Consider the following 24,503-nt stretch of genomic DNA (forward strand, 5'->3'; position numbering starts at 1 on the left):
TCATTCAAATATAAATAAAATGAATATTAATGATGCTTATCATCACGTTTTATAATACAAAGGGTATACCGACCAAAGGAGAGCTTGTATGAACATCGATGATCTTCATGTATTTACTTATGTTGCTCGTCTGGGCAGTATTAGCGATACAGCCACTGCATTACATCTGTCTCAACCAGCTGTGACACAGATCGTGCGCAGATTGGAAAATCAGCTAGGTCTGACGTTATTTGTCCGTTCACGTCAGGGCACTACACTGACAACTGCGGGTGAGTCGTTATTTCGAGAAGCTCAGTTGGTATTGGAGCAATATAAGAAATTTCAGGAACAAGCCGCCTATATGGCGGGTCATCCGGCACGTCATGTTACGATTGCGACGTATCCGTCTGTCGTCAGTAATCAGCTGGCTAGTTGGATGGAAACGATGGATGAGCATCAACGATTACAACATGTTCAACAGTACAACTTGACAATACGTGAAGGCAGTTACGATGAAGTACACCAATGGGCATTGTCCGGTAGCGCTCAATTGATCATTACGGCTGAACAGCAACGCATTCAGGGCTTTCATGCTACTTCATTATTGGAAGACGAATATGTATTGGTCTGTTCTCGCACCCTTCCTGCTCCTGTTGCACTTGAGGATCTGTCGCAATATCGATTTGTGATGCCGTTGTCGGGATGCAAGGAATGGATTGCCCCTTATGTAAGACATCAGGGATTACGGATTCAACAAGTAATGGAAGTCGAAACTATTCACAGCACGCTTGCGATGACCAAAGCGCTTGAAGGCATCACGATCCTTCCTGCAAATAGCCTTTCGGAAGATTGGCGACGTTATTTCTATACACAAGCTTTACCAGATTCCATTCGCCGTTCTTTGCTCATTCAGTGGGCACCGCAACATCATAGCGATCCACTGCTCATGCAGCTGGTAGATCAATTGCATACGTTTGCTACTACCTCTTATACATCCATATAATAAAGAGCACCTTTGTAGTCAAAGGTGCTCTTTATTATGGAATGTGTAGCGTGCATTAGATGCTCGCTATACCTATCGTTATGTTAAATATCTTCTCCACTGATCCGATTCATAAATTGCTGTCCGCGCGCAGTTTGTGGATTGTTGATTACCTGTTGTGGTGGACCTTGCTCGATAATGACGCCGTTATCCATCAGGATCACATGATCCGCTACATCAGCAGCGAACTTCATTTCATGGGTGACGATCACCATGGTACGCCCTTCCAGTGCCAGCTGCTTGATAACGCGTAATACTTCGCCAACCAGCTCTGGGTCAAGCGCCGAAGTCGGCTCATCGAATAATAATACATCCGGTTCCATCGCCATCGCGCGAGCAATCCCTACACGCTGCTGCTGACCGCCAGACAGCTGATGCGGGTAATAGCCGCCACGCTCACCAAGCCCCACTTTGTTCAGCAATTCCTGAGCGGTCTGGCGCGCTTTGGCTTTGTCTTTTTTCTGGACAATGACTGGGCCTTCCATAATATTCTCGATAACCGTTTTATGTGGAAACAGATTATACGATTGGAATACCATACCCGTACGTTTACGCAGCTCGGTTACATTACGATTGCTTAATTTGCGTCCGGGTTGAAACTCCAATTGCCGGTCGCTCAGCTTCAACGTCCCTTGATCCGGCATCTCCAGCAAATTCATACAACGCAGCAGCGTCGTTTTGCCAGAGCCCGAAGGACCGATGACAACAAGCACTTTTCCTTTTTCCAGATCTACATCGATTCCCTTGAGTACTTCAAGTGAGCCGAAGGCTTTGTGCAGATTGCGTATTTCTAGCATCATTGTTCATTTCCTCCTTTGCAAGCAGCATTCTTTATGCACAGGATGCCTATCATTATGCTAAGCAAACAAGCATATTATTGCGCCGAGAAACGGCTGAGTCTTTTTTCTAGCAAGCTCTGCACAACGAAGAGCACGGAGGTAAACATCAGGTAGATGACTGCCGCTTCCGTGTACAGAATAAGCGCTTCGTATGTGCGCGCCACAATCTGTTGTGATTGACGAAACATCTCAATATACGTAATGCTGGATGCAAGCGATGTATCCTTGACCAGACTAATAAACGAATTAGACAAAGGCGGTACAGATACACGAGCTGCCTGCGGTAAGATGACCCGTTTGAGCGCCTGTCCTCGCGTCATACCGACCGAGTAAGCCGCTTCCCACTGTCCTTTCGAAATCGATTGAATTGCTGCACGCACAATCTCCGATCCGTACGCACCAACACTGAGCGTAAAACCGATTAACGCAGCCACAAATGGTGGCAAGACAATACCTACAGTAGGTAAACCATAGAAAATAATAAACAATTGCACCAGTAGCGGAGTACCGCGAATAATCCATACATAAAACTGGGCAATAAAATTCAAAATCCGCACATTAGAGGTTCTCGCCAGTGCGGTCAGTACTGCCACAATCAGGCCCAATACAAAAGAAGCCAGCGCTAGCGGCAGTGTATACATCAGACCAGCTTTAAGTAGAGGCCAAAAGGAATCAATTACAATCTGTATCTGCCGATCAGTCATCTTCCGTCCTCCCTGAATCATGATTTTTGCAATGTATGATTTGTATATGCTGCTCTTCAATTATACCCGGAAAGCACGATATCTTGATGATCATAAGCGATCATCAAGATATCGGAACAAGCATTGCTTTTCAGTTATAAACCGAAACGATTATTTGGAAACATCTTCGCCGAAATATTTCTCGGAGATTTTCAGGTACGTACCATCAGCAACCATGTCTTTCAGTGCTTTGTTTACAGCGTCAACCAGGTCTTGGCTGCCTTTATTGAAGATTGCACCGCTCTGGGAAGCATCTGCTTCTTCAGCTACGACTTTGATTGGAGCATCAGGCTGTTGCTTTTTCAAATCTAGGAAAGACAGGTTATCATTGATTGTTGCATCCGCACGACCGGACGCCAGCAGCTCAACCGCTTGTGGGAAACCGTCTACGGACACTAATTCCGCACCGTTTTGCTCCGCAATTTTACCAAAGTTACTGGTCAGGGACTGAGCAGACTTTTTGCCTTTCAGGTCCGTAAAAGCTTTGATATCTGCGTTGTCTTCTTTAACGATCAGAACCGCTTTGGAAGAAATATACGAATCGGAGAACAGATATTTCTGCTGACGTTCTTCCGTAATACCTACTTCGTTGAATACTGTGTCAAAGCGATTGGCATCCAAACCAGCGATCATTCCATCCCACTGAGTTTCGATGAATTCTGGCTCTACGCCCAGACGTTTGCTCACTTCTGTTGCGATGTCCACGTCAAAGCCAGTCAATTTGCCTGCTTCGTCATGGTATGTGAATGGCGCATAAGTACCTTCTGTACCGATACGCAGTTTGCCGCTTGCTTTTACCGATTCCAGTGTAGCTGCACCGGAAGATGATGTAGTGCTCTCGTTGCTGGTAGCCGCCTCATTCGAACCGCTGCCAGTTGTTGCTGTATTCGAGCTGTTACCGCACGCTGCAATGACCAGCATAGTCAGAATCAGCATCAGTGTTAACGAACCCCATTTTTTCATTGTGTAGGACTCCCCTTTGTTGTAGGTTGTTTGGATCGGTAGTCGATAATCGTCATACTCGTTTAATACACCATTCCGGGCATTCGAAATCAGGACGAATCGGAATCACCCGCCCGCTTTACACATTCCCATGGGTATTGGCTCGTTTATATTGATTACGGTCTGCCGTCAAAGTCCAGTGATGGACTGCCTCGTCTTTTTTGTAAAATGGCTTCCATCCGGTACATCCGTTTTGTTCACCTGGTCTCAAAAAATAACGAACTGCAAATTGAATAGTACACTGTCTGTCATGCTACGTCAACTGTTTTTCCGATACATTTAGTGGGTATTGAGAGTTTCTCATGAAACATTCATTTTATATCCATAATTTATGCTATTTCCTTCTATTGCGGGTATATACAAAAGAGTATATGTAGAGCTTCGTATGTACTTGTATCTATGATGCGTCGCAATAAGAACTATCGTAAAAAGGAGGTTATCGCATGCTAACCCTTGTAACACTGGAGCATATTTTCAGAGTAGTAATTGCCGGGCTTTGCGGAGTACTGGTTGGCTACGAACGACGGAGTCGACATAAGGAAGCGGGAATTCGTACACATTTTATCGTGGCAGTTGGTGCATCACTGATGATGGTTATTTCCAAATATGGCTTTACTGATATGGAAAACTGGAGCAATGTCTCACTTGATCCGTCCCGGGTTGCCGCCCAGATCGTAAGTGGTGTCGGATTTCTTGGAGCAGGTACGATCTTTATGAACAAGCAAAAGGTCAAAGGATTGACAACGGCAGCTGGCATCTGGGCTACTGCTGGTGTCGGTATGGCGATTGGCGCTGGTATGTACTGGATAGGTATTGGGGTGACTTTACTCATTCTGCTCGTTCAATTTGCAATGCATGGACGTGGCGCGCCAGTATTAGCAGCACATTCGCATCAGCTACATGTACGATTAGTGAATCATACCGATCCAGTGGAAAATTTGCTTGATGTATTAGAAGAAAATGAAGTACATGTGATCAAGCTATATTCGCAAACAACCGAACCGACGCAAAACAACCCAGATATTCACGATTCTCATATTCAGTCAGAAATTGAGTTGCGGATGGAGATCAAATTCCCAGCTTCTCTGAAAACGTCAGACATTTTGCTTCTTTTGCAATCCCAGCCCGATGTACGCATGATCAATCTGGAATAGTTGAATCGTATGCACGTATTGAATAAAGCACAAAAGACTCCACATCCATTATCCAGATTGGAGTCTTTTGTACTTTGTTACCATCATAATGAATTAGCATAGGATCAAAAGGAAATAATGAGCTGTATTGCCTTGATCTATCTGTCTGTTGGCCTTTTATTTGCCGCTTGGTTTGCCTTTGTCGATATCTTGTAGCATTTGAATCTGATTCAAGTGATTGAGGATGTACAAATATTGCTCGGATTTCTTACCACCATTGTAGATCAGCTCGTCGATGTTACGATTTTGCTTACCAGACAGATCGGCGATATTGGAGATGTTGCGCGCAATATCGTTAATACTTTTCAACTGAGACGATTTGACGATGCCGAGCTGACGATTCACTTCTGCCTCAGCGTTCATTACACTTTCAAAGCTTTCGGTCGAGCGCTGCATCGTATCCGCTGCATTTTTGACGATATCTTTGCCTTTGTCCGATTCCAGACGGATCGACTCCATGATTTTGCTCATATCGCCCAGCAGATCGAGAATGTCGGTGGCGCTTTTTTTGGTCGTATCAGATAGGGTTTTGATCTCGCCTGCAACGACGGCAAAGCCTTTCCCTGCTTCCCCCGCTCGTGCTGCCTCAATGGAAGCGTTAAGCGACAACAGATTGGTCTGGGTCGCAATATTGGTAATCGTGCTGGCAAACTGGTTAATCTCGGCGTATTTCTTTTCAATCGCGGTAAACACAGATACAAAATTCTCGAACACCGCGGACACATCGCCCATATGACCTGCTGACGTGCTGACCAGCTGCTGGGTATGCGTAATAGTCTGCTGGGAGATCTCAATACTGTTGCCGACTTCATTAATAATGCTCTCGGTTTCACGATCCAGCTCATGCAGTACATTTTCAATGCTTTTGATCTCGGTCGTCGTTTCGTTCAACGAAGCCGCTGCCTGCTGAAATCCGTACGTAATATTGCCTTCTTCATTCAACAGTAGCTTAATATTTTTCTCCACTTCATCGGTCAGCAGATATACATAAGGCAGTGTGTTCGGTTTGAGTTGCTCCTCCGCCTGCGCTTGCACGACTTGTGGTACCATTTCTGCTTGCTTTCCTTTAAATATGCTCTTCAGCATGCTGTTCCTCCTATTCAAATGCCAACAGCACCATCGTCTGGTTGAAATGTTTATTATGAATCTGTTCGCCATAGCTGATGAAACCTGCCTGATTTTTGCACACACTCAGCAGCTTATCGTCCAGACGTTTCCACGTATTCTCGCTTTTGAATTTCAGACTGCGCAAAATACAATGCAGCGAAAAAATAAAGCTCGGTGCGAACGCTAACCGATTCAACGTATCCTGAAAACATTCCTGAATATCCGACGGTTGCAGTACATCCATAAACGTATTCGGTGCCACCTGCGCGTAAAAGGTGATCGAGCGATCTGGATTCACCTTCATCGGTGAAGTAATATACGTATCCTGCTTGATCACCTTGCCCAGCGGATAATTCATAAATGCTTGCTCCAGCTGGCTCTCCGGGATACCAAGCGCTTCAGCATAGGCTTCGGTCGCCGGACGATTATTGAAGCTATATACAATACGCTTGAGCGGCTCGGCATCTGTCACAAGCAAACGCTGCTTGGTGGAGAAATATAGATTCTCTTTGACCAGCTGCGTACGCTTCGGATAATCAAAATACATTGCAACCCCGTGTACGCGCTTGCCCCCCATATAAATTGCCGTTTCCTGAAACTTCACATAGTCGCCTGAACTACCACCAATCACCTTAAAATCATCTTTAATAAAGAATAGCGTCGTCATGACACCTTCCTCTTGCGCCGATAGACCATCGTACAAAATAAACATAAACGCATTGGGATTGTGACGGACTTTGTTGTAACCCGCCTGCAACTCATGAATGCTCAAAATCGCTGGCGACTGAATCTCAATCGCCTGTGCCAAGGAAGTCGGATACGCGAAGCCGCTAATGACGCCTTCGCGGAATCCCTCCGACGTATACTCGCCTGCCGTGGAGCAGAGTACCGTATGAGCAGTAGCAACCGCACTCAGTTCCTTAACCTTTTCCACACCGGCAAACAGTACAATACCGGTATCTGGATTCTCCTGTATATATTCTTTCGCTTGAATCGTACTCGTAAAATATAATGACTGCATGGGTTTCTCCCCTTGTTGTAATGTGAATGTGGTCATGCCCGTGCAACGATGGGCATTCCATGCTTGATGCTTTGACTGCATAACATTTGAAGTAACTAAGTTAGAGGAATACAAAAAGATATGTGATTTAATCATCGGTTTTCTACACGACAAACTTTAGGTATAATGCGCATTGTTCCGCTATTTTCCGCCAAAATATTACATTTATACTTTTATTCCCACCTAGTCTCTTGATCTAGCAATCATCGACCTTCACAAAATACAGCTCAGATACAGATAATGCTGCTGACTCTCGCTATTCTTATATGCATTGCAATATTGTCTGATATGCCGTATTTTGGAAGCCTGTTAGAATAAGATGCAAGAGAGCATTACATAATCGGCAACCTACATAGTTCATGTTTTCGATTGCACCGGCTTTGTATGCTACGCATGTGGAAGATACGCACCTACTCATTTCTATCCAACGTCTTCCCGTTTCCTGAGCCGTGACTATCGAAGAACAGACCATTTTGCTGGAGCATTATGTAATCGCTTTCAAATAAAAAGCCAGAGGTGGATGTACAGTGAAATTGTTAACCGCAAACCGTACAATGACGCAAAAGCTTCGCCGTTTCAGCACCCTGCTTGCCCTGACTCTGCTGCTGCAAACGCTGGGCAATCTGCTGATTCCGGCACAGGAGGTGTCCGCAGCACCCGTGACCATTACGAACGGCATTCAATTCAAAGATACAAGTGGCAATATCGTGCATGCCCACGGTGGCGGCATGATCAAAGTCAGTGGCTACTACTACTGGTTCGGCGAGAACCGCAATACGAACGGCACATTCAAAGCCGTATCCGTCTATCGCTCCGCCGATCTGAAAAATTGGGAGTTCCGCAACAATGTGCTGACCAGCAGCTCCGCTTCCGAACTGAATGTATCCAATATCGAGCGTCCAAAAGTCATCTATAACAGCTCCACCAAAAAATATGTACTATGGATGCACAAAGAAAACGGCTCGGATTACGGCGAAGCTCGTGTCGCTGTTGCCACATCCGATACCGTAGACGGTAACTATGCGTATCAAGGTAGCTTCCGTCCACTTGGCTACGATTCCCGCGATATGACCGTATATAACGACAACGGCACCGCCTACCTGATCTCTGCTACACGCGTCAATGCCGACCTGAACATTTACAAATTAACACCTGATTTCTTGGGCGTCGATTCACTTGTCACCACATTGTGGACAGGGCAATACCGCGAAGCCCCTGCTATGTTCAAAAAAGACGGTGTCTACTTCCTGATCACCTCCGGCGCAACTGGCTGGAACCCGAATCAGGCAAAATATGCAACCGCTAGTAGCATTACCGGCACATGGAGTGGCTTGAGCAACTTCGCAGATAGCACGACTTACGGCTCGCAATCTGCATACGTCGTACCGGTAGAAGGATCGCAAACGACATCGTATCTGTATATGGGCGATCGCTGGGCAGGCGCATGGAGCGGTCCCGTTCAGGATTCCAAATACGTCTGGCTGCCGCTGAGCTTCCCAAGCGCTACCAGTCTGGCAATGAACTGGTATGGCAGTATTACCGTGGATACCGCGACTGGTAGCATTACCGGCAATAACATTACTGACAGCTGGGATGCTAACGCCTCCTACCAGATCATCAGCCGCAAAAGCAACAAATTACTCGGCGTAATTGGCGACGCAACCGCCAACGGCACCGACCTCGAACAACGCGCCAGCGGTGGAGCTGTTAGCCAACAATGGCAAATCACCGACGCAGGCGGCGGATATTATAAAATCATCAACCGCACTACGGGCAAACTCATTGGAGTGGAGAGTGGCAACACTGCTGACGGCGCTGTTATTGAACAATGGACAGATGGTGGTTGGACAAGTCAGCAATGGCAACTCGTAAGCGTCGGTGGCGGGTATTACAAACTCAAAAACCGTGCGACTGGTAAGCTGATTGATATTTCGGATCAATCCACTGCGGATGGAGCAAAAGCGATTCAGTGGACGGATAATGGCGGCACGAACCAGCATTTTCAGATTGTGAAGGTGAATTGAGAGGGAGAAATGAAGCAAGCACTTGGGTGGTATTGAATAAGCAACCAAGTTCAATCTAAATTAAAAAACCAAAGCCTACTTGCTATGAGAACTTAGCAGGGGCTTTGGTTTTTTGTTTATTGGAATGGTTATGTCTAAACGGATGTAGTGAGTATAGTTATTTGCATGGGAGGATTTTTGGATGTAATCAGCTAGGATCGTTTTTGTGATTGCGTTCCATGAGCAACGACCATTCTTTTAGGATATTCATCAGTTCGGGATATTCGTTGAATTCGCTCTTTTTGTTAAATTGATTGGCGAGTGCCAGACATTTGGAAAGATATCGAACTCCCTCACTATAATTTGCATAACGAAAATGATATATAGCTAATTGGCGATATAATTTTTCTAGCCAATCCAAACTATAAATCACCTCGTAGTAACTATCTTCAATATTTGACTGTTCGATAAAGTTTAGTTTCTCTAAAATCCAGTCATAATCATTAATTAGAGAGAAATCATTTTTATTAGCCGATAATACTATACAGTACATACTAGGTAAAAGCTCATCAGGATGTTGATCAGCAAATTGCATGTACTCTGGCAGTTTTTTAAAATCCCCCATTGAAATTAATATGTTTAATTCATTAGCAATAGCAAATTTTTGGAATTTTTGCAGTTCAATCATACCTAATTGATCAAGATTCTCAAACCAACTTAAATCTTTATAATGCGCTATATAAGTGTATGCTTCTTTATATTTCCCTTGAGCCTCCAAAGCAGCTTGAGGCATAAGAAAACTTTGTGCATAATAAACCAGTAAATGTCTCTCTGTACGAAAAATCACTTTTTCGTTCTCGTCTTTTTGCAAATGAAGTTTTCGTTCATATACATTTTTAGAAACTAAGTTCATTTCCTTACTCAACTCTATCACTTTATCCCATTGACAATGACGAAAATAGATATTAATTAATTTCAACAGAGCATCCAATCTATAATGCTCATCCAATTCACTGTAATGAGATCCGAATTCAATAGCAGCGTGCAAGTCCTTCTCAAAATCATTATTACTCGACTCAATATAAAATATCCGGTATCGACTCAAAACAGTCTGCTCACTATAATTATATTTTTCAAATTTGATCACGTATTTATAACATAATAATAATTCGTCTCGATATCCTTCTTCAAACCAACTTTCCGTGAAAATAAATAACTTGGATAGGTTAATATTACTTTCCATCAATAGTTCTAATATGCGCTTCAGCTGCTTCTGAAACTGTGGTCGTAAGCACCGGTAGACCAAAGGCTTTAACTTTTTCCAGTGTGGGTTGAAATCACGAAAATACTCTTCGATATAGACATCGTAATAATAACCTATATTAAGATTCAAACTTTCAGTTATCTTATCCAATTGTTCAATTGAAGGCAGCTTTAATGAACTAGTATTAAATATAGAACTCAATGTTCCCCTATTGATATTAGTCAATTGGCTAAGCTGATTGAAATTAACACCTGCTCTTCTCATCTCATTCTCTATTATCGTATGTAACTGATTTCCTCTCATAATTTCTATCCCTCGTATCCAATTTTATACTTATATCATTATATAGAAAAATGAAGCGCCTATTATGATATAGGCGCTTCATTTGAAGCCGGTCTACTAGGTTCCTTGTCCATGTCCCAATGTGCTTGCAGTATAAAAGACAGATGTATTTGAAATGAAAGGAGGAGCACTGTTAAGTATCGTTACTGTTAATATCATTAGGGATACAATGGGTAGGAATAATTTCTTCATTTGCTAACACTCCTTTCATTATAAGATCATATCGCTCATGTTGTTTAGAATCCAATAAAGATCGAAGAAAATAAAGAAGCGCCAATCCATTAATTACATGCTTATGCTTCCTTATAGTCTGTGAAATTTCTAAGCTAATAATAATATTATTTATCGCTTTCGTATAGTCGTTTTTTTCCAAAAAGTATATTCCTAAATGAAAACAAAGATCTGTATAATGATCGAGATTAAAATTTTTATCATAATAATTCTCTGAGAATAACTTATTGGATTCCAAATTTAGAAGTTCATCCTCAAAAAACGTTAGTATATGATCTATAGCGAAGTGATATTTATTGGCTGAAGTAACAATTGTCAATAATCCGGGGAGCAACTCCATCTTATTTTTCGATAAGAAATCGACATAGTTATCCAGTTGATTCATATCACCTGTTAAGATTGCTAAATTCAATTCGTTAGCTATGGAAAACTCTTTGAACTTTTTGATTTCTGTTATGCCAATTTCATTTAAACCTTCAAACCATGTCAAATCCTTGTATCCTTCTATATAAGTCAACGCTTCTTGGTATCGTCTCTGTTCTTCTAAAGCATTACCTTTAAGTAAGAAGCCATGTCCATAATAAACAACTAAATGTCGTTCCGTTTTTATACCGCGTTCGCCATCTTTGTTATCTTGCATGTGAATTCGATTCTCATAGGCAGTCGTTGCTAATTCCCGCAATTCATCAGCAAAAAACTCAACCTTTTCCCACATATGCTGATTGTAATAAATATTCGCCAACTTTAACAAACCATCCAACCTGAACCCAATCGGCAGTTCATTCCGATACGGTTCAAAGGCGATGGCAGCGCGCAGATTGTTCTCAAAGTTCTCGCTTTGGCTCAGGCGGAAAATACGATAGTGACTCACAGCAAGCCGTTCCGCATGACGATAACGCTCATGAATAATGACACATTGATACAATGGCAGAAGCTGTTCACGATAGCCTTCTTCATACCACTCTTCCGCTGCGTCAAAAATAGCGCCTGTCTGGTTGGAATCTTCCAGCACGCGATCCAGTACCTGCTGAATCATATGATCTTTGCCCAGTTGTAGGCAACGGTACAGAAAATTTTTGAGTCTTCTCCAATGCGGGACTTCCCGGTCAAAGCATTCTTTCAGATACAGTTCATACAGCCAGCCCTGCTCGTAACCGAGCGCTTCTGCCATTTTGTCCATTTGCGGGATGGACGGCATTTTGGATGGATTGCCGTTCAGGATCAGGCTCAGGGTGCCGCGGTTCATACCGGAAATCTGGCTGAACTGGCTCAGGTTATATCCTTTGCTCTGAATTTCCTGTTCCACAATGGAACGAATGTTGAGGGCTTTGGGCATGACGTAATCTCTCCTAACTTAGCCGGGTACACTTGGACCGGTTGTCTTGGTATTGTGCAACGAAGCGGGAACGTACTGCATTGCATATGTAGATTGTGCTGACTCTATTTTCTCCAACGATAATAAAACCATCCTGTAGATGGCTAACATGTTCCATACTTAATTAATATAACACTATTTTTGAGAATCATTCAAAGAAAAGTAATGTCACTTTGTTATAAAGATTCTGTAACTTTATAAATCCGCTTACATCTTTTGTATGCAAACGTCTTCATGATTTACCATAAATCGGTGCATTTCTGATGATTTCTTCCAGTTTAAATCATGTTGTCTTTAATGCTCATTCCCAATGTAAGGCAACATGCTGTCCCCTGCATGCTATATTCTACTCCGTCCGGTCCGACGGTCAATGTCGAAGTGCCTTCATTGTGTACGCTTCTGCCCGGCTTGTACAGCTTCTCTTACTATACGTCAAAGCTTCCGATCATCGCCTATTTATTATATTTTGTTACCTCAGACTATTGCTGCTGAATCGCTTTATAACTAATCCATTGCTGATTGTACTCATTCAGTGTTTGATCTAGTTGCTGCGATTTCAGCAGTACACGGTGGTCCGAGAATCCGAATTGCTCCACCAGATTATGCAGTTCTTGACGTTCCTGCTCGATTCGCTGCAGACATCCGATCATATCCACTTTCATCCCTTCCTTAATTGTAAATTATTTCTTTTTTATTATCATATCGCTGGTTTATATTTATCGGGGATTGCCATTTGATGAATCACACATAAAATTTATACGGCTCATCGTATCATTCATATATTTAAAATACTGGCAATATTAGTTATATCGGTGTTAAGTGTTGGAGATGTAGTAGCTGACTGAATTTTCATTTCGTTAAATTGAATTTGATTCAATCGAACCATTCGTATTTACGCAACCACATCACACGTATTGCTATAAATAAGGCATATGTACTTAGGAATTGTCATTTTTTGCAGACTGATATATTTGAAATTACATATGAGCAATGGATAAGAAATTAGCTTTTTGGAGGGGTACAAAAGTAGAGTTTGCAAGTGAAATACGTTACTCATTGAACAAAAATACTTATATCCAACAAAGAGATGCCTATCTAAAAAAAGAACAATCTATACACAAAAACCGTTATCGCTCAATGAGCAATAACGGTTTTTATAGTTCATTTGTATCCTCAAATTTCACTCTATCTCATATCTCACTATCACAGATAAACTGGTTGTATACCAACCTTGATTATATCCGATGCAGACAGAGAAAAGAATTAGCGCAATTACTCAGTTACTGTGCCGTATACGAGTGTTGGTGCATCGGCATGATCGGCGATGCGGATGCTGTCATACAGTTTCGCTTTTACATCGTCTACATTTTCGCGGTTAGCATGGATCGTTACAAGCGATTCACCAGCTTTGACGGTATCGCCAACTTTTTTGTTCAGCATCAGACCTACTGCCAGATCGATCTCGGATTCTTTGGTTGCGCGTCCTGCGCCTAGCAGCATCGCTGCGGTACCGATCTCGTCAGCGACAAGTTCAGCCACAACGCCGTCTTGTTTGGCTGGCAGTTCGATATGGAATTGTGCTTGTGGCAAGCGCTCTGGATGATCGACAACGGAAGCATCGCCGCCCTGACTGGACAGGAACAGTTTGAATTTCTCCAGCGCTTTACCGTTCTCAATTACTTCTTGCAGTTTTACTTTGGCATCTTCCAATGAATCTGCTTTGCCTGCCAGATATACCATCTGGCTACCTAGTTCGTAACACAGTTCTTCCAGATCTTTGGGACCTTGACCTTTGAGTGTGTCGATTGCTTCTTGAATCTCCAGCGAGTTACCGATTGCCAGACCAAGAGGTTGGCTCATATCGGAGATAACTGCCATCGTTTTACGACCGACATTGTTACCGATGCTTACCATAGCATGTGCCAGTTCTTTGGCTGCTTCTGGTGTTTTCATAAATGCACCTGCACCGGTTTTTACGTCCAGTACGATAGCATCTGCACCGGCAGCGATCTTTTTGCTCATGATGGAGCTGGCGATCAGTGGAATAGAATTCACAGTTGCGGTTACGTCACGCAGCGCATACAGCTTTTTGTCGGCTGGAGTAAGGTTGCCGCTTTGACCGATAACAGCGATTTTGTTTTCGTTTACCAGCTTGATGAACTCGTCTTTGGTAATTTCAACGTGGAATCCTTCTACGGATTCCAGCTTGTCCACGGTGCCGCCTGTATGACCCAGACCACGACCGGACATTTTGGCAACTGGAATATCCAATGCTGCTACGAGCGGAGCGAGTACAAGTGTCGTCGTATCGCCTACACCGCCAGTGGAGTGCTTGTCGACTTTGACGCCTTCGATCGCGGACAGATCGATTGTTTCGCCGGAGTTGACCATTGCCATTGTCAGATCAGCACGTTCACGGTCAGTCATATCTTTGAAGAAGGTCGCCATTGCAAATGCGCTCACTTGATAATCTGGAATATCGCCTTCGGTGTATCCTTGAATAATAAAGTTGATTTCTTCGGTGCTCAGTTCTTTGCCATCACGTTTTTTCTCAATCAGGTCTACCATTCTCATACAGATCATCTCCTATTTTAAAATTAACACAAACCTAACATCAAAATCATCGGAAGAAAAGCATTCGACAGACGATGCGACATTGTTTCTGCACTTTGCCAGATTGATTCTGTTGGCAGAGTACGAATGCGAATTGTATCGTCTGTCGTTATGCTGTTCTATAGGATACCTTCCACTGCATAGCTACCTAGATGGGTATCTATATCCAATAAAGCGCATCCTGTATCAATCTACAGATTACAGCGAGATCGCTGCGTCCAGTGCGACTTCCATCATCTCGTTGAAGGTCGTTTGACGCTCTTCAGATGTCGTTTCTTCACCAGTTAGCAGGTGATCACTAACAGTCAGAATTGTCAGTGCGTTCACACCGAATTTGGCAGCAAGTGTGTATAGTGCGCTAGTCTCCATCTCTACACCCAGTACGCCGTATTCCATCAGACGACCGGTAATCGTTTTGTCATCGCGATAGAACGAATCGGAGCTGAAAATGTTGCCGACGTGCAGGTTCAGACCTTTTTCCACACCACGATCATAAGCAGCTTTTAGCAGTGGGAAGCTGGCAACTGGTGCAAACGTGTAATTGCCGAAAATGTGATTGTTCATGCTGGAATCGGTACTTGCTGCTTGTGCCAAAATGACATCACGTACATGCACATGCTCCTGCATACCGCCACATGTACCGACACGGATCAGGTTTTTGACGCCGTACTCGCTGATCAGCTCGTTCACGTAGATACTGATCGATGGCAGACCCATACCCGTTCCTTGTACGGAAATGCGTTGCCCTTTGTACGTACCGGTAAAGCCGAGCATACCGCGCACTTCGTTATAACAGGTTACATCTTCCAGATACGTATCGGCGATGTACTTGGCACGCAGCGGATCGCCGGGCAGCAGGATCGTTTCGGCGATATCGCCGGGTTTGGCTCCAATATGAACGCTCATTGTGTATAACCTCCAAAAGTAATGGATGCCCTGAATGAACAGGGCATCTACATATTCAATATGATTTTATAGGCAAACATATCATTCGCTATATTATTTCAGGTCAGACAGGAAGCTTGTACCGTACTCCGGCTTCTTCACATCAAAGTTCTCGGCTACCGTTGCAGCGATATCGGCAAAGGTAGTACGTAGTGGCAATTCTTTGCCGCCATCTTTGAAGCGTTTGGAGTAAGTGATCAGTGGCACATATTCGCGGGTATGATCAGTTCCTGTGTAGGTAGGATCATTCCCGTGATCCGCTGTAATGAGCAGCAGATCATCTTCGTCCATGTTATCGAATACTTCTGGCAGACGTGCATCGTACTCTTCCAGCGCATCCGCATATCCTTTCGGATCGCGGCGGTGTCCGAACAGTGCGTCAAAGTCGACCAGATTCAGGAAGCTCAGTCCGTGGAATGGCTTGCCAGCTACCTGCACCAGTTGATCCATACCGTCCATATTGGACTTGGTGCGAATCGATTCCGTTACACCTTCGCCATCGTAAATGTCAGCGATTTTCCCGATTGCGATTACGTCCAGACCTGCATCTTGCAGCGCGTTCATCGTTGTAGGACCGAACGGCTTCAAGGCGTAGTCGTGACGATTGGATGTACGGGTGAATTTGCCCGGTTCGCCAACGAATGGACGTGCAATGATGCGTCCCAGCATGTAGGGATCATCCAGTGTAATCTCGCGACAGAATTCACAGATTTCGTACAATTCCTTGAGTGGCACGATCTCTTCATGAGCAGCGATCTGCAAAACAGAATCGGCGGATGTGTAGATGATCAGCGCGCCGGTATTCACATGCTCCTCACCTAACTCATCAATGATCTCGGTGCCGCTTGCCGGTTTGTTTCCGATAACTTTGCGTCCTGTTTTCTCCTCGATGCGTTGAATCAGCTCATCTGGGAATCCATCTGGGAATACGCGGAACGGGGTATCGATATACAGACCCATGATCTCCCAGTGACCAGTCATCGTGTCCTTACCGCGGGAAGCCTCCTGCATTTTGGTGTAATACCCAAGTGGCTGATCCGCTACTGGTATACCTTGAATTTCGCGAATATTGGACAGTCCGAGTTTTGCCATATTCGGCATGTTCAGACCGCCGTTTTCGCGGGCAATATGCCCAAATGTATCAACGTTCACATCGCCGAACTCTGCTGCATCTGGTGCTTCACCGATGCCGACAGAGTCCATAACGATCAGATGTACGCGTTTGAATGGTGTCATGATAATTGTGCTCCTTTCCGTTATGAACAGCGTGATTTCTGCAAACAGTGCAAAAACCTATTTTACAACAGATCGGGGGTGCTTGAAAATAACAGCTTTCTCTATTGCCCTTTTGCCGACTGTGCCGATTGTATTACAGGAACAAACCAGCAATCGTTGCGGACAATACGCTGACCAATGTTGCACCGTACAGCAGCTTCAGACCAAACTTCGCAACTTCGTTCCCTTTTTTCTCATGCAGACCTTTGACCGCACCGGAGATGATACCGATGGACGAGAAGTTAGCAAACGATACAAGGAAGACGGATACGATACCAATAGCGCGTGCGCTCAGTTCTTTGTGATCGCCCAGTTGCAACATAGCTACAAACTCATTAGAAACCAGCTTGGTTGCCATCAGACTACCTGCAGTAACTGCATCTGCCCACGGCACACCCATTACAAATGCTAGTGGTGCAAAGATGTAACCGAGTATTTCTTGGAATGTGATGCCGAAGATCAGATCGAACAGACCATTAATCATAGCGATCAATGCGACAAAACCAATCAGCATGGCAGCAACAACGATCGCAACTTTGAAGCCGTCCATGATGTATTCGCCCAGCATTTCGAAGAAGGTTTGTTTCTCTTCTTCCTGTACTTCCAGTATATCCTCTTCCGCTGTTACACGATACGGATTGATGATGGAAGCGATAATGAAACCACCGAACAGATTAAGTACTAGTGCTGTAACAACATAACGTGGTTGCAGCATGGACATATATGAGCCAACAATGGACATAGAAACGGTAGACATCGCGGATGCACACAATGTGTACAAACGGTGCTTCGGCAACAGACCAATTTGTTTTTTGACGGAAATGAATACTTCGGACTGACCGAGAATCGCGGATGCAACCGCATTGTACGATTCCAGCTTGCCCATGCCATTAATCTTGCTCAATACAAGACCAATATAGCGAATAACGAATGGCAAGATTTTAAAATATTGCAGAATACCAATCAGTGCCGAGATAAATACGATTGGCATCAGAACATTGAAAAAGAACGGAGTTTGGATTTGACCATTTACTTCTTTAAATACAAAATTACCAAAGACAAAGTTTGTTCCTTCAGCTGCATAGCCGAGCAAATGCTCAAATATAGCCGAGAATCCGCCAATCAGTGTTGCTCCAGCGGTAGTATATAGCAGCACAAATGTCAAAACAATCTGTAAAACTACCATTGTAATCAGTGGACGGTAACGGATATTTTTGCGGTCATTACTGGCGATATAAGCCAGACCGAAGACAACCAGAATACCGATAATAGCGATAATATACTTCATGCGTAATTAGCTCCTGTTCTATGTTGTCGCTTCTGCCGGTCATCGGTTGCATCGTGGCAACCCTTTTCCCGTTCAAGCAACAGTAAAAATAATCATGAAAACTTTCTCTCTCATTCATAAAGCGCTTACAATATCGATTGAAAAACAATGGTTATGACATCCAGCTTTTTAAAAACGGTGCTTGGCACCGTCTCAGCCTTTATCCATATCCTTCGCTTGGAAATATCCCGGCAAAATCTCCCCGATACTCCACTCGCTCACATCGCCATGCAGATTCGTTAAATAAATGCGTGTATTCTCATCGCTGAATTCAGCAATTACCTGACGACATGCGCCACATGGTGAAACCGGTCCATCCGTGTCCGCAACAATCGCAATCGCTTGAATCTTGCGTACACCTTCAGAAGCTGCTTTGAAAATAGCAGTACGTTCCGCACAATTGGTCAGTCCGTAGGACGCGTTCTCAATGTTGGCTCCGCCGTACACTTTGCCATCTTCGGACAATAGGGCAGCACCTACTTGGAAATGAGAATACGGTACATACGCATGGTTGCGCGCTTCAATTGCCGCTTGAATCAGTTGTTCTTTCATACATTCCACGGCCTTTCCGGGTAGATTCGTTCCTGTTGTTACTTTCACTGTCCGAGCAGTGCTCCGGTCTGCATTACACAGACCGGATATTGTAAAGCTGCATTAATAGGAAGAAGTGGACTGGCCGCCTTCCATGATTTTCACGCCGGAGCTTGCGCCAATACGCGTTGCACCTGCGGCTACCATGGCATTCAGATCTTCTTCACTGCGTACGCCGCCAGAAGCCTTGACGCCGATGTCAGGGCCAACCGTTTTGCGCATCAGAGCTACGTCTTCCGGTGTTGCGCCGCCAGTGGAGAAACCGGTAGATGTTTTCACAAAATCAGTACCTGCTTTGACAGACAATTCGGAAGCGCGTACTTTCTCCTCGTCGGTTAACAGAGACGTTTCGATGATTACTTTAACCAGCGCTTTGCCTTTGGCTGCGTCTACAACTGCACGGATATCGCGTTCAACCAGCTCGTTGTTGCCATCTTTGAGCGCGCCGATATTGATGACCATATCGACTTCCGTTGCACCGTTAGCAATCGCGTTAGCTGCTTCAAAAGCTTTCACTTCGGGCGTATTCGCTCCCAGAGGGAAACCGATTACTGTACATACATCCACGCCTGTACCTTGCAGTTGTTCTGCACAGAAAGACACCCATGTTGGGTTTACGCATACCGATGCAAACTGGTATTTCTTCGCTTCGTCAACCAGCTTGGCAACTTCCGCCTGTGTCGCATCCGCTTTCAACAGCGTATGATCGATCAGTTTTGCCACATTCATCTATTATCGCTCCTTTGATATTCAATCATGCCACACTTTGTGTTATTGCCCTGGTCGTGTGTATTGTCCAAACAATCGGTCGAACGTAACATCATGAGTCAGGGTATGACTGCCTGTAGAATCATCATAGCACCCGTTTGAACAAATGTAAAACTGTTTTTGAAATTATGTTCAGTAAAGTGCACACAGGAAAAATGGGGCAAACGATTGTTATGATAGCATACATTATGCACATTGTAACGTCCTTATATTTCATTTACTATAAAATAGTGGAAAATAACTCAAAGGAGTAGAATACATGAATCGAATTGCTATGATTTCCGGCGCTAGTCAAGGGATTGGGAAAGCTGCTGCTCTCGCTCTGGCAGCTGAAGGGTATACGTTATGTTTGAATGCGCGCAGGCACGAGCAGTTACAGGAAGTGCTGGAAGAAGTACATGCGATCCAACCCGGAGCACATAGTTTGTTTGTGGGAGATATTACTGATGCCGAAGTGCGTGAGCAGTGTTTTGCCCAAATCGTGCAGTATTATGAGCGTCTTGATATTCTGATTAACAATATTCCGGGCGGTGCTCCCGACCGCTTCTCAACCTTCCAACCGGAACAGGCTATACAGACGTTTACCGTCAAAGCTGTAACATATATCGATTGTATGCAGCGCGCAGCATCCCTGATGCAGCAGCAACAATGGGGTCGTATCATCAGTCTTGTAGGCAACTTCTGGAAAGAACCGGGCGCTAACATGTTTACCAATGGTATGGTGAATGCCGCTATTATCAATGCCAGCAAAAATATCTCTATGGAACTGGCAAAGTATCATATTACCGTAAACTGTATCAATCCCGGCACCATCGTAACGGATCGCTATCATCAGTACATAAGCAATTTGCAATCGGCGCAGCAATGGAGCCGGGAGGAAGCTATACAGTCGGTGAATACCGCGATTCCGGCACAGCGCCCCGGTACGGCAGAAGAGACTGCTTCCCTTATTGCTTACCTATGTTCGCCTAACGCTGGTTATGTGACAGGGCAGCAAATATCAGTAGATGGCGGTGCTTTGCGAAGTCTTTGATATAGTTATCATTTCTCATATATATCGATCTCAAAAAAAGCAGCACAGTCTGGAATCGCTTATAAGCGTGCCCGACTGTGCTGCTTTGTTCTAACTATCTTATGTTCTGAATAATGATACAACTATTCAACAGTTACCGATTTTGCCAGATTGCGCGGTTTATCGATATCGCAGCCTTTTTCCAGAGCGGCATAATAGGAAATGATTTGTAAAGGAATAACTGCAAGCAGTGGTGTCAGATGCTCATGTACAGACGGGATGATCAATTGATCATCTGGCTTGTCTAGCCCTTCCATCGCAATCGTACACACTTTGGCACCGCGTGCTGCCACTTCCTTCATATTACTGCGAATACCAAGGTTCGTATTGGACTGCGTAGTCAGCGCAATAACCGGAGTGTCTGTTTCGATCAGAGCAATCGTACCGTGCTTGAGTTCCCCTCCTGCAAAGCCTTCTGCCTGAATATAAGAGATTTCTTTTAATTTGAGCGCTCCTTCCAGAACGACATAGTAATCGATATGTCTGCCAATAAAGAAAGCATTTCTGTAATCATGTAAATATTCGCGTGCAAGCTGCTGCATCTCCGGCTTGCGGTCGCAAATCAGCTCCATCGCATTCGCAACTACGCCAAGCTCATGCAGCAGATCGAATGAGAGCGGGATGCTTTTGTGATCAGCTGTTACTGCTGCAAGAATCGCGAGCACGGTAATTTGTGCGGTATATGCTTTGGTGGAAGCAACTGCAATTTCGGGACCAGCATGCAAAAATAAACTGTAATCCGCTTCCCGGGACAAAGTCGAACCGACAACATTCGTAATCGTGAGCGCAGGATAACCGAGCTGTTTTACCTTTTTCAATACCGCTCTACTATCCGCCGTTTCACCACTTTGCGAAATGAAAATAAACAGCGATTTTCGTGCTAATAGCGGCGTATTATAAGAAAATTCACTAGCAATATGCACTTCTACCGGAACCTGTGCCCAGTTTTCAAGATACTGTTTGCCGATCAAGCCAGCATGATAACTGGTGCCGCAGGCAATGATATAGATTCGGTCACACGTACTGACGGCTTCGACAATATCGGACTGTACCTCAAATCCGCTACCTGTATTCTGGTATTCCTGAATGATCTTACGCACGATAAACGGCTGCTCATCAATCTCCTTGAGCATATAGTGCGCATACGTTCCTTTTTGGATATCGTCCAGATCCAGATCCATTTGAAATGAATCCCGGAGGACAGTTTCACCTTTCAAATTTTTGATCGTTACCTGCTTGCGTTCCACAATGACCATTTCCTCGTCGAGCAGTTGTACAAAGGTTTTGGTAACATGGATCATCGGCAACGCATCCGATCCAAACACGTTAAAGGTGCCATCGCCCAGACCGACCAGTAGCGGACTTTTATTTTTGCAAATATAAATTTTGTCAGCATCCTGCTTGTCGATCATAGCAATCGCATACGATCCTTTTAACAGATTCAATACTTTTAAAAGTGCAGCTGACACTTCGAGTCCTTCGTGCACAAACAAATCCACCAACTGCACAATAATCTCCGTGTCGGTATCGCTTGTTAACGGAATATCCTTCAGATAATTCTCGTACAGCGATTCATAATTCTCAATAACCCCATTGTGCACAAGAGTAAATCGCCCCGACTGGCTTTGATGCGGATGAGCATTTACACGGTTAGGAGCGCCGTGAGTTGCCCATCTGGTTTGACCAATGCCCTGCGTAGCAGGAATAGAAGTATGCACAGTCTTTCTCAAATCACTAATTCTACCCTTTTCTTTGAATACGTGGATGCCTTCGTCATTCAAAAGCGCAATACCGGCAGAATCGTAGCCTCTGTATTCAAGCTTTTCCAGACCGCTAAGCAGAAAATGATCCGTATCCATATTTTGTCCAATATAACCTACAATGCCGCACATAGTGATTCCTCCTGTGTATACTTGGTTGTTTATCATACTGCTCTCTTTGTTCAAAAAGTCGCCTTTTCTTTTAAAAAGCAGCTTACAGCTTTGATAAGCAGCTGGGAGGCATCCGCTGATTTTCGATACTCCTCCGTCCTCGTCAACTAAATACAATCCCTTTAGCCCAAGCGCTTTTAAAATATTACCATAATTTATAAATTATTTTCAATATTCTTTTTCTTTACATTTTACAATTAGAGTCAATAAAGTTTACATATATAAAATAATTTCGTTTATTTTATATTGAAATATTCTATTTTTATGTATTGATGACATTTAACACGACATTCACCTATCGTATACAGTTAAAACGGTATTGACAATTTTAAGTATCGTCCCTTATATTGATTGAGAACTTTGTAAATATATGTATTTGTATGAAATTATAACCTTGCAGAAAGGTGTGTTGCAAAGGTCGCTGGTGAAAATGATTTGTGAAAATATGTCTACTAAAAAACTAAAAATGGTGATGAAATTGATGACATTAACTGATTTCATGAAAACGCATGATGGTCAACAAACTTCTTTTGCAAGAATTGGTACACTTGGCCCCAGCGGAACAAGCAGTGAATATGCTGCCAGTCTGTTTTCGTTTCATTATTTGGCCAATCAAGGCATTCGCAGTGAACTGTTGCTATACGATACATTTGAGCAGTGTATGGAGAAGCTGGAAGCCGGCTTATTGGACTATGTTATTGTTCCCCATGCCTATGGTGGTATCAATGATTTTTACATGCGCAAAAATATTAGCCTGATCCAGTTGTTCCGCTGCGATACTCCATTGTACGGACTTGCTGTACGACAGGATTTTGAATTTCATCCGTCCATGCTTGCCAGTGAACCTGTTGTCTCCCACCCAGCACCAATTAACTTACTTAAATATTTTCTTGGAACATCCGCTCATATCGAAACTGTAACCTCTACTAGTGTCGCTGCTCGACTCGTTGCTGAAGGTGTGTACAATATTGCGCTCACCAATCAGATTGCCATGCAGCAACACGGATTGAACTTTGCATGTGAATTCAAAGCCATTCCAATGAGCTGGTCGGTCTTTAAAAGTATCTAATGTCAAAGGAGTTTATCTATGGAAACTATATCTCATGCTTCTAACACGGAACAAACCTACTTTCCTGAAGCCATTCTCAAAGAATGGGACAATGGCATACGTCAATACTCGACCCGACGCGGTAGCACGGAAATTCTGATTTCTTATATTCCTCCTGGTTTACATATGGATCTGCATGCGCATGAGGAAGCGCAACTGGGCATGGTGATCTCTGGCGAGCTGATCATGCAGGTTGGCGAGCATCAACGACATATGAAGGCATTGGACAGCGCCTATATTGCACCACCGTTCGTCCCTCATGGAGCAGTCAATCCGACCGACCAAGAAGTGATCGCTATCGATGTGAAGCGTCTCAAGGACGATGAAGTCTATACTGCGCCGGACGATTATTTTCTGGATGTATATCGCACAAGAGATTTGCTTCCTGGCATGGAAGTTACTTTTTTCGTGGAAGATTGGATCGAAATCATGCTCGCGGATATTCCCGGCAATGGCGGAGCGATGCCAGAGCATAAGCATCGGAATGAGCAACTGGGGATTTGTATCGGTGGCGGATATGAGATGACCATTGAGGAATACACGCGGACGATGGAGTTTGGGGTTACGTATTTTTGCGAAGCCCGCGAAAAGCACAGCGCCATCAACACGTCGGATCATCACTCCCGCTCGATTAATATTTTCATGCCACCACGCTACAACAAAAACAAAAATCGATAATTCTAATCAAAGGAT

The 24,503-nt window shown here is 44.0% G+C and carries 21 protein-coding genes; 6 read left to right on the plus strand and 15 right to left on the minus strand.

The features are described 5' to 3' along the window. Positions 1–88: 88 nt before the first annotated feature. Positions 89–982, plus strand: a complete 894-nt coding sequence (locus tag ACE3MZ_RS17265) for a LysR family transcriptional regulator (protein ID WP_411343372.1) — start codon at positions 89–91, stop codon at positions 980–982. A gap of 83 nt (positions 983–1,065) precedes the next feature. Here ACE3MZ_RS17265 and ACE3MZ_RS17270 read toward each other — a convergent pair whose 3' ends face one another. From ACE3MZ_RS17270 to ACE3MZ_RS17280, 3 genes are all read right to left on the minus strand, one after another. Then, complete coding sequence (locus ACE3MZ_RS17270; RefSeq protein WP_411346829.1) at positions 1,066–1,818, minus strand: amino acid ABC transporter ATP-binding protein; 753 nt, start codon at positions 1,816–1,818, stop codon at positions 1,066–1,068. Between the two features lie 77 nt (positions 1,819–1,895). Continuing rightward, the gene (locus tag ACE3MZ_RS17275; RefSeq protein ID WP_411343373.1) at positions 1,896–2,564 is read right to left on the minus strand and encodes an amino acid ABC transporter permease; all 669 of its coding nucleotides are present in this window, start codon (positions 2,562–2,564) and stop codon (positions 1,896–1,898) included. A gap of 150 nt (positions 2,565–2,714) precedes the next feature. After that, positions 2,715–3,566, minus strand: a complete 852-nt coding sequence (locus tag ACE3MZ_RS17280) for an amino acid ABC transporter substrate-binding protein (RefSeq protein WP_411343374.1) — start codon at positions 3,564–3,566, stop codon at positions 2,715–2,717. Positions 3,567–4,048: 482 nt separating this feature from the next. On the opposite strand from ACE3MZ_RS17280, the gene ACE3MZ_RS17285 reads away from it, so the two are divergent. After that, positions 4,049–4,759 carry an MgtC/SapB family protein gene (locus ACE3MZ_RS17285; protein ID WP_411343375.1) on the plus strand — a complete coding sequence of 237 codons (711 nt, stop codon included), beginning with the start codon at positions 4,049–4,051 and terminating at the stop codon, positions 4,757–4,759. A gap of 156 nt (positions 4,760–4,915) precedes the next feature. Here ACE3MZ_RS17285 and ACE3MZ_RS17290 read toward each other — a convergent pair whose 3' ends face one another. Both ACE3MZ_RS17290 and ACE3MZ_RS17295 read right to left on the minus strand, forming a co-directional pair. After that, complete coding sequence (locus ACE3MZ_RS17290) at positions 4,916–5,884, minus strand: methyl-accepting chemotaxis protein (RefSeq protein WP_411343376.1); 969 nt, start codon at positions 5,882–5,884, stop codon at positions 4,916–4,918. Positions 5,885–5,894: 10 nt separating this feature from the next. Next, positions 5,895–6,926 carry an FIST signal transduction protein gene (locus ACE3MZ_RS17295; RefSeq protein WP_411343377.1) on the minus strand — a complete coding sequence of 344 codons (1,032 nt, stop codon included), beginning with the start codon at positions 6,924–6,926 and terminating at the stop codon, positions 5,895–5,897. Between the two features lie 593 nt (positions 6,927–7,519). Between ACE3MZ_RS17295 and ACE3MZ_RS17300 the strand changes: the two genes are divergently transcribed. Then, positions 7,520–8,989, plus strand: coding sequence for an RICIN domain-containing protein (locus ACE3MZ_RS17300; protein ID WP_411346830.1), 1,470 nt, complete (start codon positions 7,520–7,522; stop codon positions 8,987–8,989). Positions 8,990–9,176: 187 nt separating this feature from the next. On the opposite strand, the gene ACE3MZ_RS17305 is transcribed toward ACE3MZ_RS17300, so the two are convergent. The 9 genes from ACE3MZ_RS17305 to deoC all read right to left on the minus strand — a co-directional run bounded on the left by ACE3MZ_RS17305 (position 9,177) and on the right by deoC (position 19,660). Then, on the minus strand, positions 9,177–10,535 hold the full coding sequence (locus ACE3MZ_RS17305) for a hypothetical protein (protein WP_411343378.1): 1,359 nt from the start codon (positions 10,533–10,535) through the stop codon (positions 9,177–9,179). 172 nt (positions 10,536–10,707) lie between these two features. Further along, on the minus strand, positions 10,708–12,141 hold the full coding sequence (locus ACE3MZ_RS17310; RefSeq protein ID WP_411343379.1) for a helix-turn-helix domain-containing protein: 1,434 nt from the start codon (positions 12,139–12,141) through the stop codon (positions 10,708–10,710). A 518-nt stretch (positions 12,142–12,659) separates the two neighbouring features. Then, positions 12,660–12,830 carry a Spo0E family sporulation regulatory protein-aspartic acid phosphatase gene (locus tag ACE3MZ_RS17315; protein WP_411343380.1) on the minus strand — a complete coding sequence of 57 codons (171 nt, stop codon included), beginning with the start codon at positions 12,828–12,830 and terminating at the stop codon, positions 12,660–12,662. Between the two features lie 622 nt (positions 12,831–13,452). Then, a complete protein-coding gene (locus ACE3MZ_RS17320; protein WP_411343381.1) occupies positions 13,453–14,754 on the minus strand; it encodes a pyrimidine-nucleoside phosphorylase in 1,302 nt (433 codons plus the stop codon). A 237-nt stretch (positions 14,755–14,991) separates the two neighbouring features. Continuing rightward, positions 14,992–15,699 (minus strand): purine-nucleoside phosphorylase, encoded by a 708-nt coding sequence (gene deoD, locus ACE3MZ_RS17325; RefSeq protein WP_411343382.1) that lies wholly within the window; start codon positions 15,697–15,699, stop codon positions 14,992–14,994. Positions 15,700–15,792: 93 nt separating this feature from the next. Continuing rightward, positions 15,793–16,977 carry a phosphopentomutase gene (deoB, locus tag ACE3MZ_RS17330; protein WP_411346831.1) on the minus strand — a complete coding sequence of 395 codons (1,185 nt, stop codon included), beginning with the start codon at positions 16,975–16,977 and terminating at the stop codon, positions 15,793–15,795. A 130-nt stretch (positions 16,978–17,107) separates the two neighbouring features. Next, a complete protein-coding gene (locus tag ACE3MZ_RS17335; protein WP_411343383.1) occupies positions 17,108–18,301 on the minus strand; it encodes a NupC/NupG family nucleoside CNT transporter in 1,194 nt (397 codons plus the stop codon). Between the two features lie 192 nt (positions 18,302–18,493). Beyond that, a complete protein-coding gene (locus tag ACE3MZ_RS17340; protein ID WP_411346832.1) occupies positions 18,494–18,901 on the minus strand; it encodes a cytidine deaminase in 408 nt (135 codons plus the stop codon). Positions 18,902–18,994: 93 nt separating this feature from the next. After that, complete coding sequence (gene deoC, locus ACE3MZ_RS17345; protein WP_411343384.1) at positions 18,995–19,660, minus strand: deoxyribose-phosphate aldolase; 666 nt, start codon at positions 19,658–19,660, stop codon at positions 18,995–18,997. Positions 19,661–19,958: 298 nt separating this feature from the next. On the opposite strand from deoC, the gene ACE3MZ_RS17350 reads away from it, so the two are divergent. Beyond that, the gene (locus ACE3MZ_RS17350; RefSeq protein WP_411343385.1) at positions 19,959–20,732 is read left to right on the plus strand and encodes an SDR family oxidoreductase; all 774 of its coding nucleotides are present in this window, start codon (positions 19,959–19,961) and stop codon (positions 20,730–20,732) included. 122 nt (positions 20,733–20,854) lie between these two features. On the opposite strand, the gene glmS is transcribed toward ACE3MZ_RS17350, so the two are convergent. Further along, positions 20,855–22,663: a glutamine--fructose-6-phosphate transaminase (isomerizing) gene (glmS, locus tag ACE3MZ_RS17355; RefSeq protein ID WP_411343386.1), complete on the minus strand. Its 1,809-nt coding sequence runs from the start codon at positions 22,661–22,663 to the stop codon at positions 20,855–20,857. Positions 22,664–23,096: 433 nt separating this feature from the next. On the opposite strand from glmS, the gene ACE3MZ_RS17360 reads away from it, so the two are divergent. Together ACE3MZ_RS17360 and ACE3MZ_RS17365 are read left to right on the plus strand one after the other, a co-directional pair. Then, the gene (locus tag ACE3MZ_RS17360) at positions 23,097–23,771 is read left to right on the plus strand and encodes a bacilysin biosynthesis protein BacA (protein WP_411343387.1); all 675 of its coding nucleotides are present in this window, start codon (positions 23,097–23,099) and stop codon (positions 23,769–23,771) included. Between the two features lie 18 nt (positions 23,772–23,789). After that, complete coding sequence (locus ACE3MZ_RS17365) at positions 23,790–24,488, plus strand: cupin domain-containing protein (RefSeq protein ID WP_411343388.1); 699 nt, start codon at positions 23,790–23,792, stop codon at positions 24,486–24,488. Positions 24,489–24,503: the final 15 nt, after the last annotated feature.

Origin of the sequence: Paenibacillus sp. WLX1005 (genome assembly GCF_046603685.1) — a bacterium.
Lineage (GTDB): Bacteria > Bacillota > Bacilli > Paenibacillales > Paenibacillaceae > Saccharibacillus.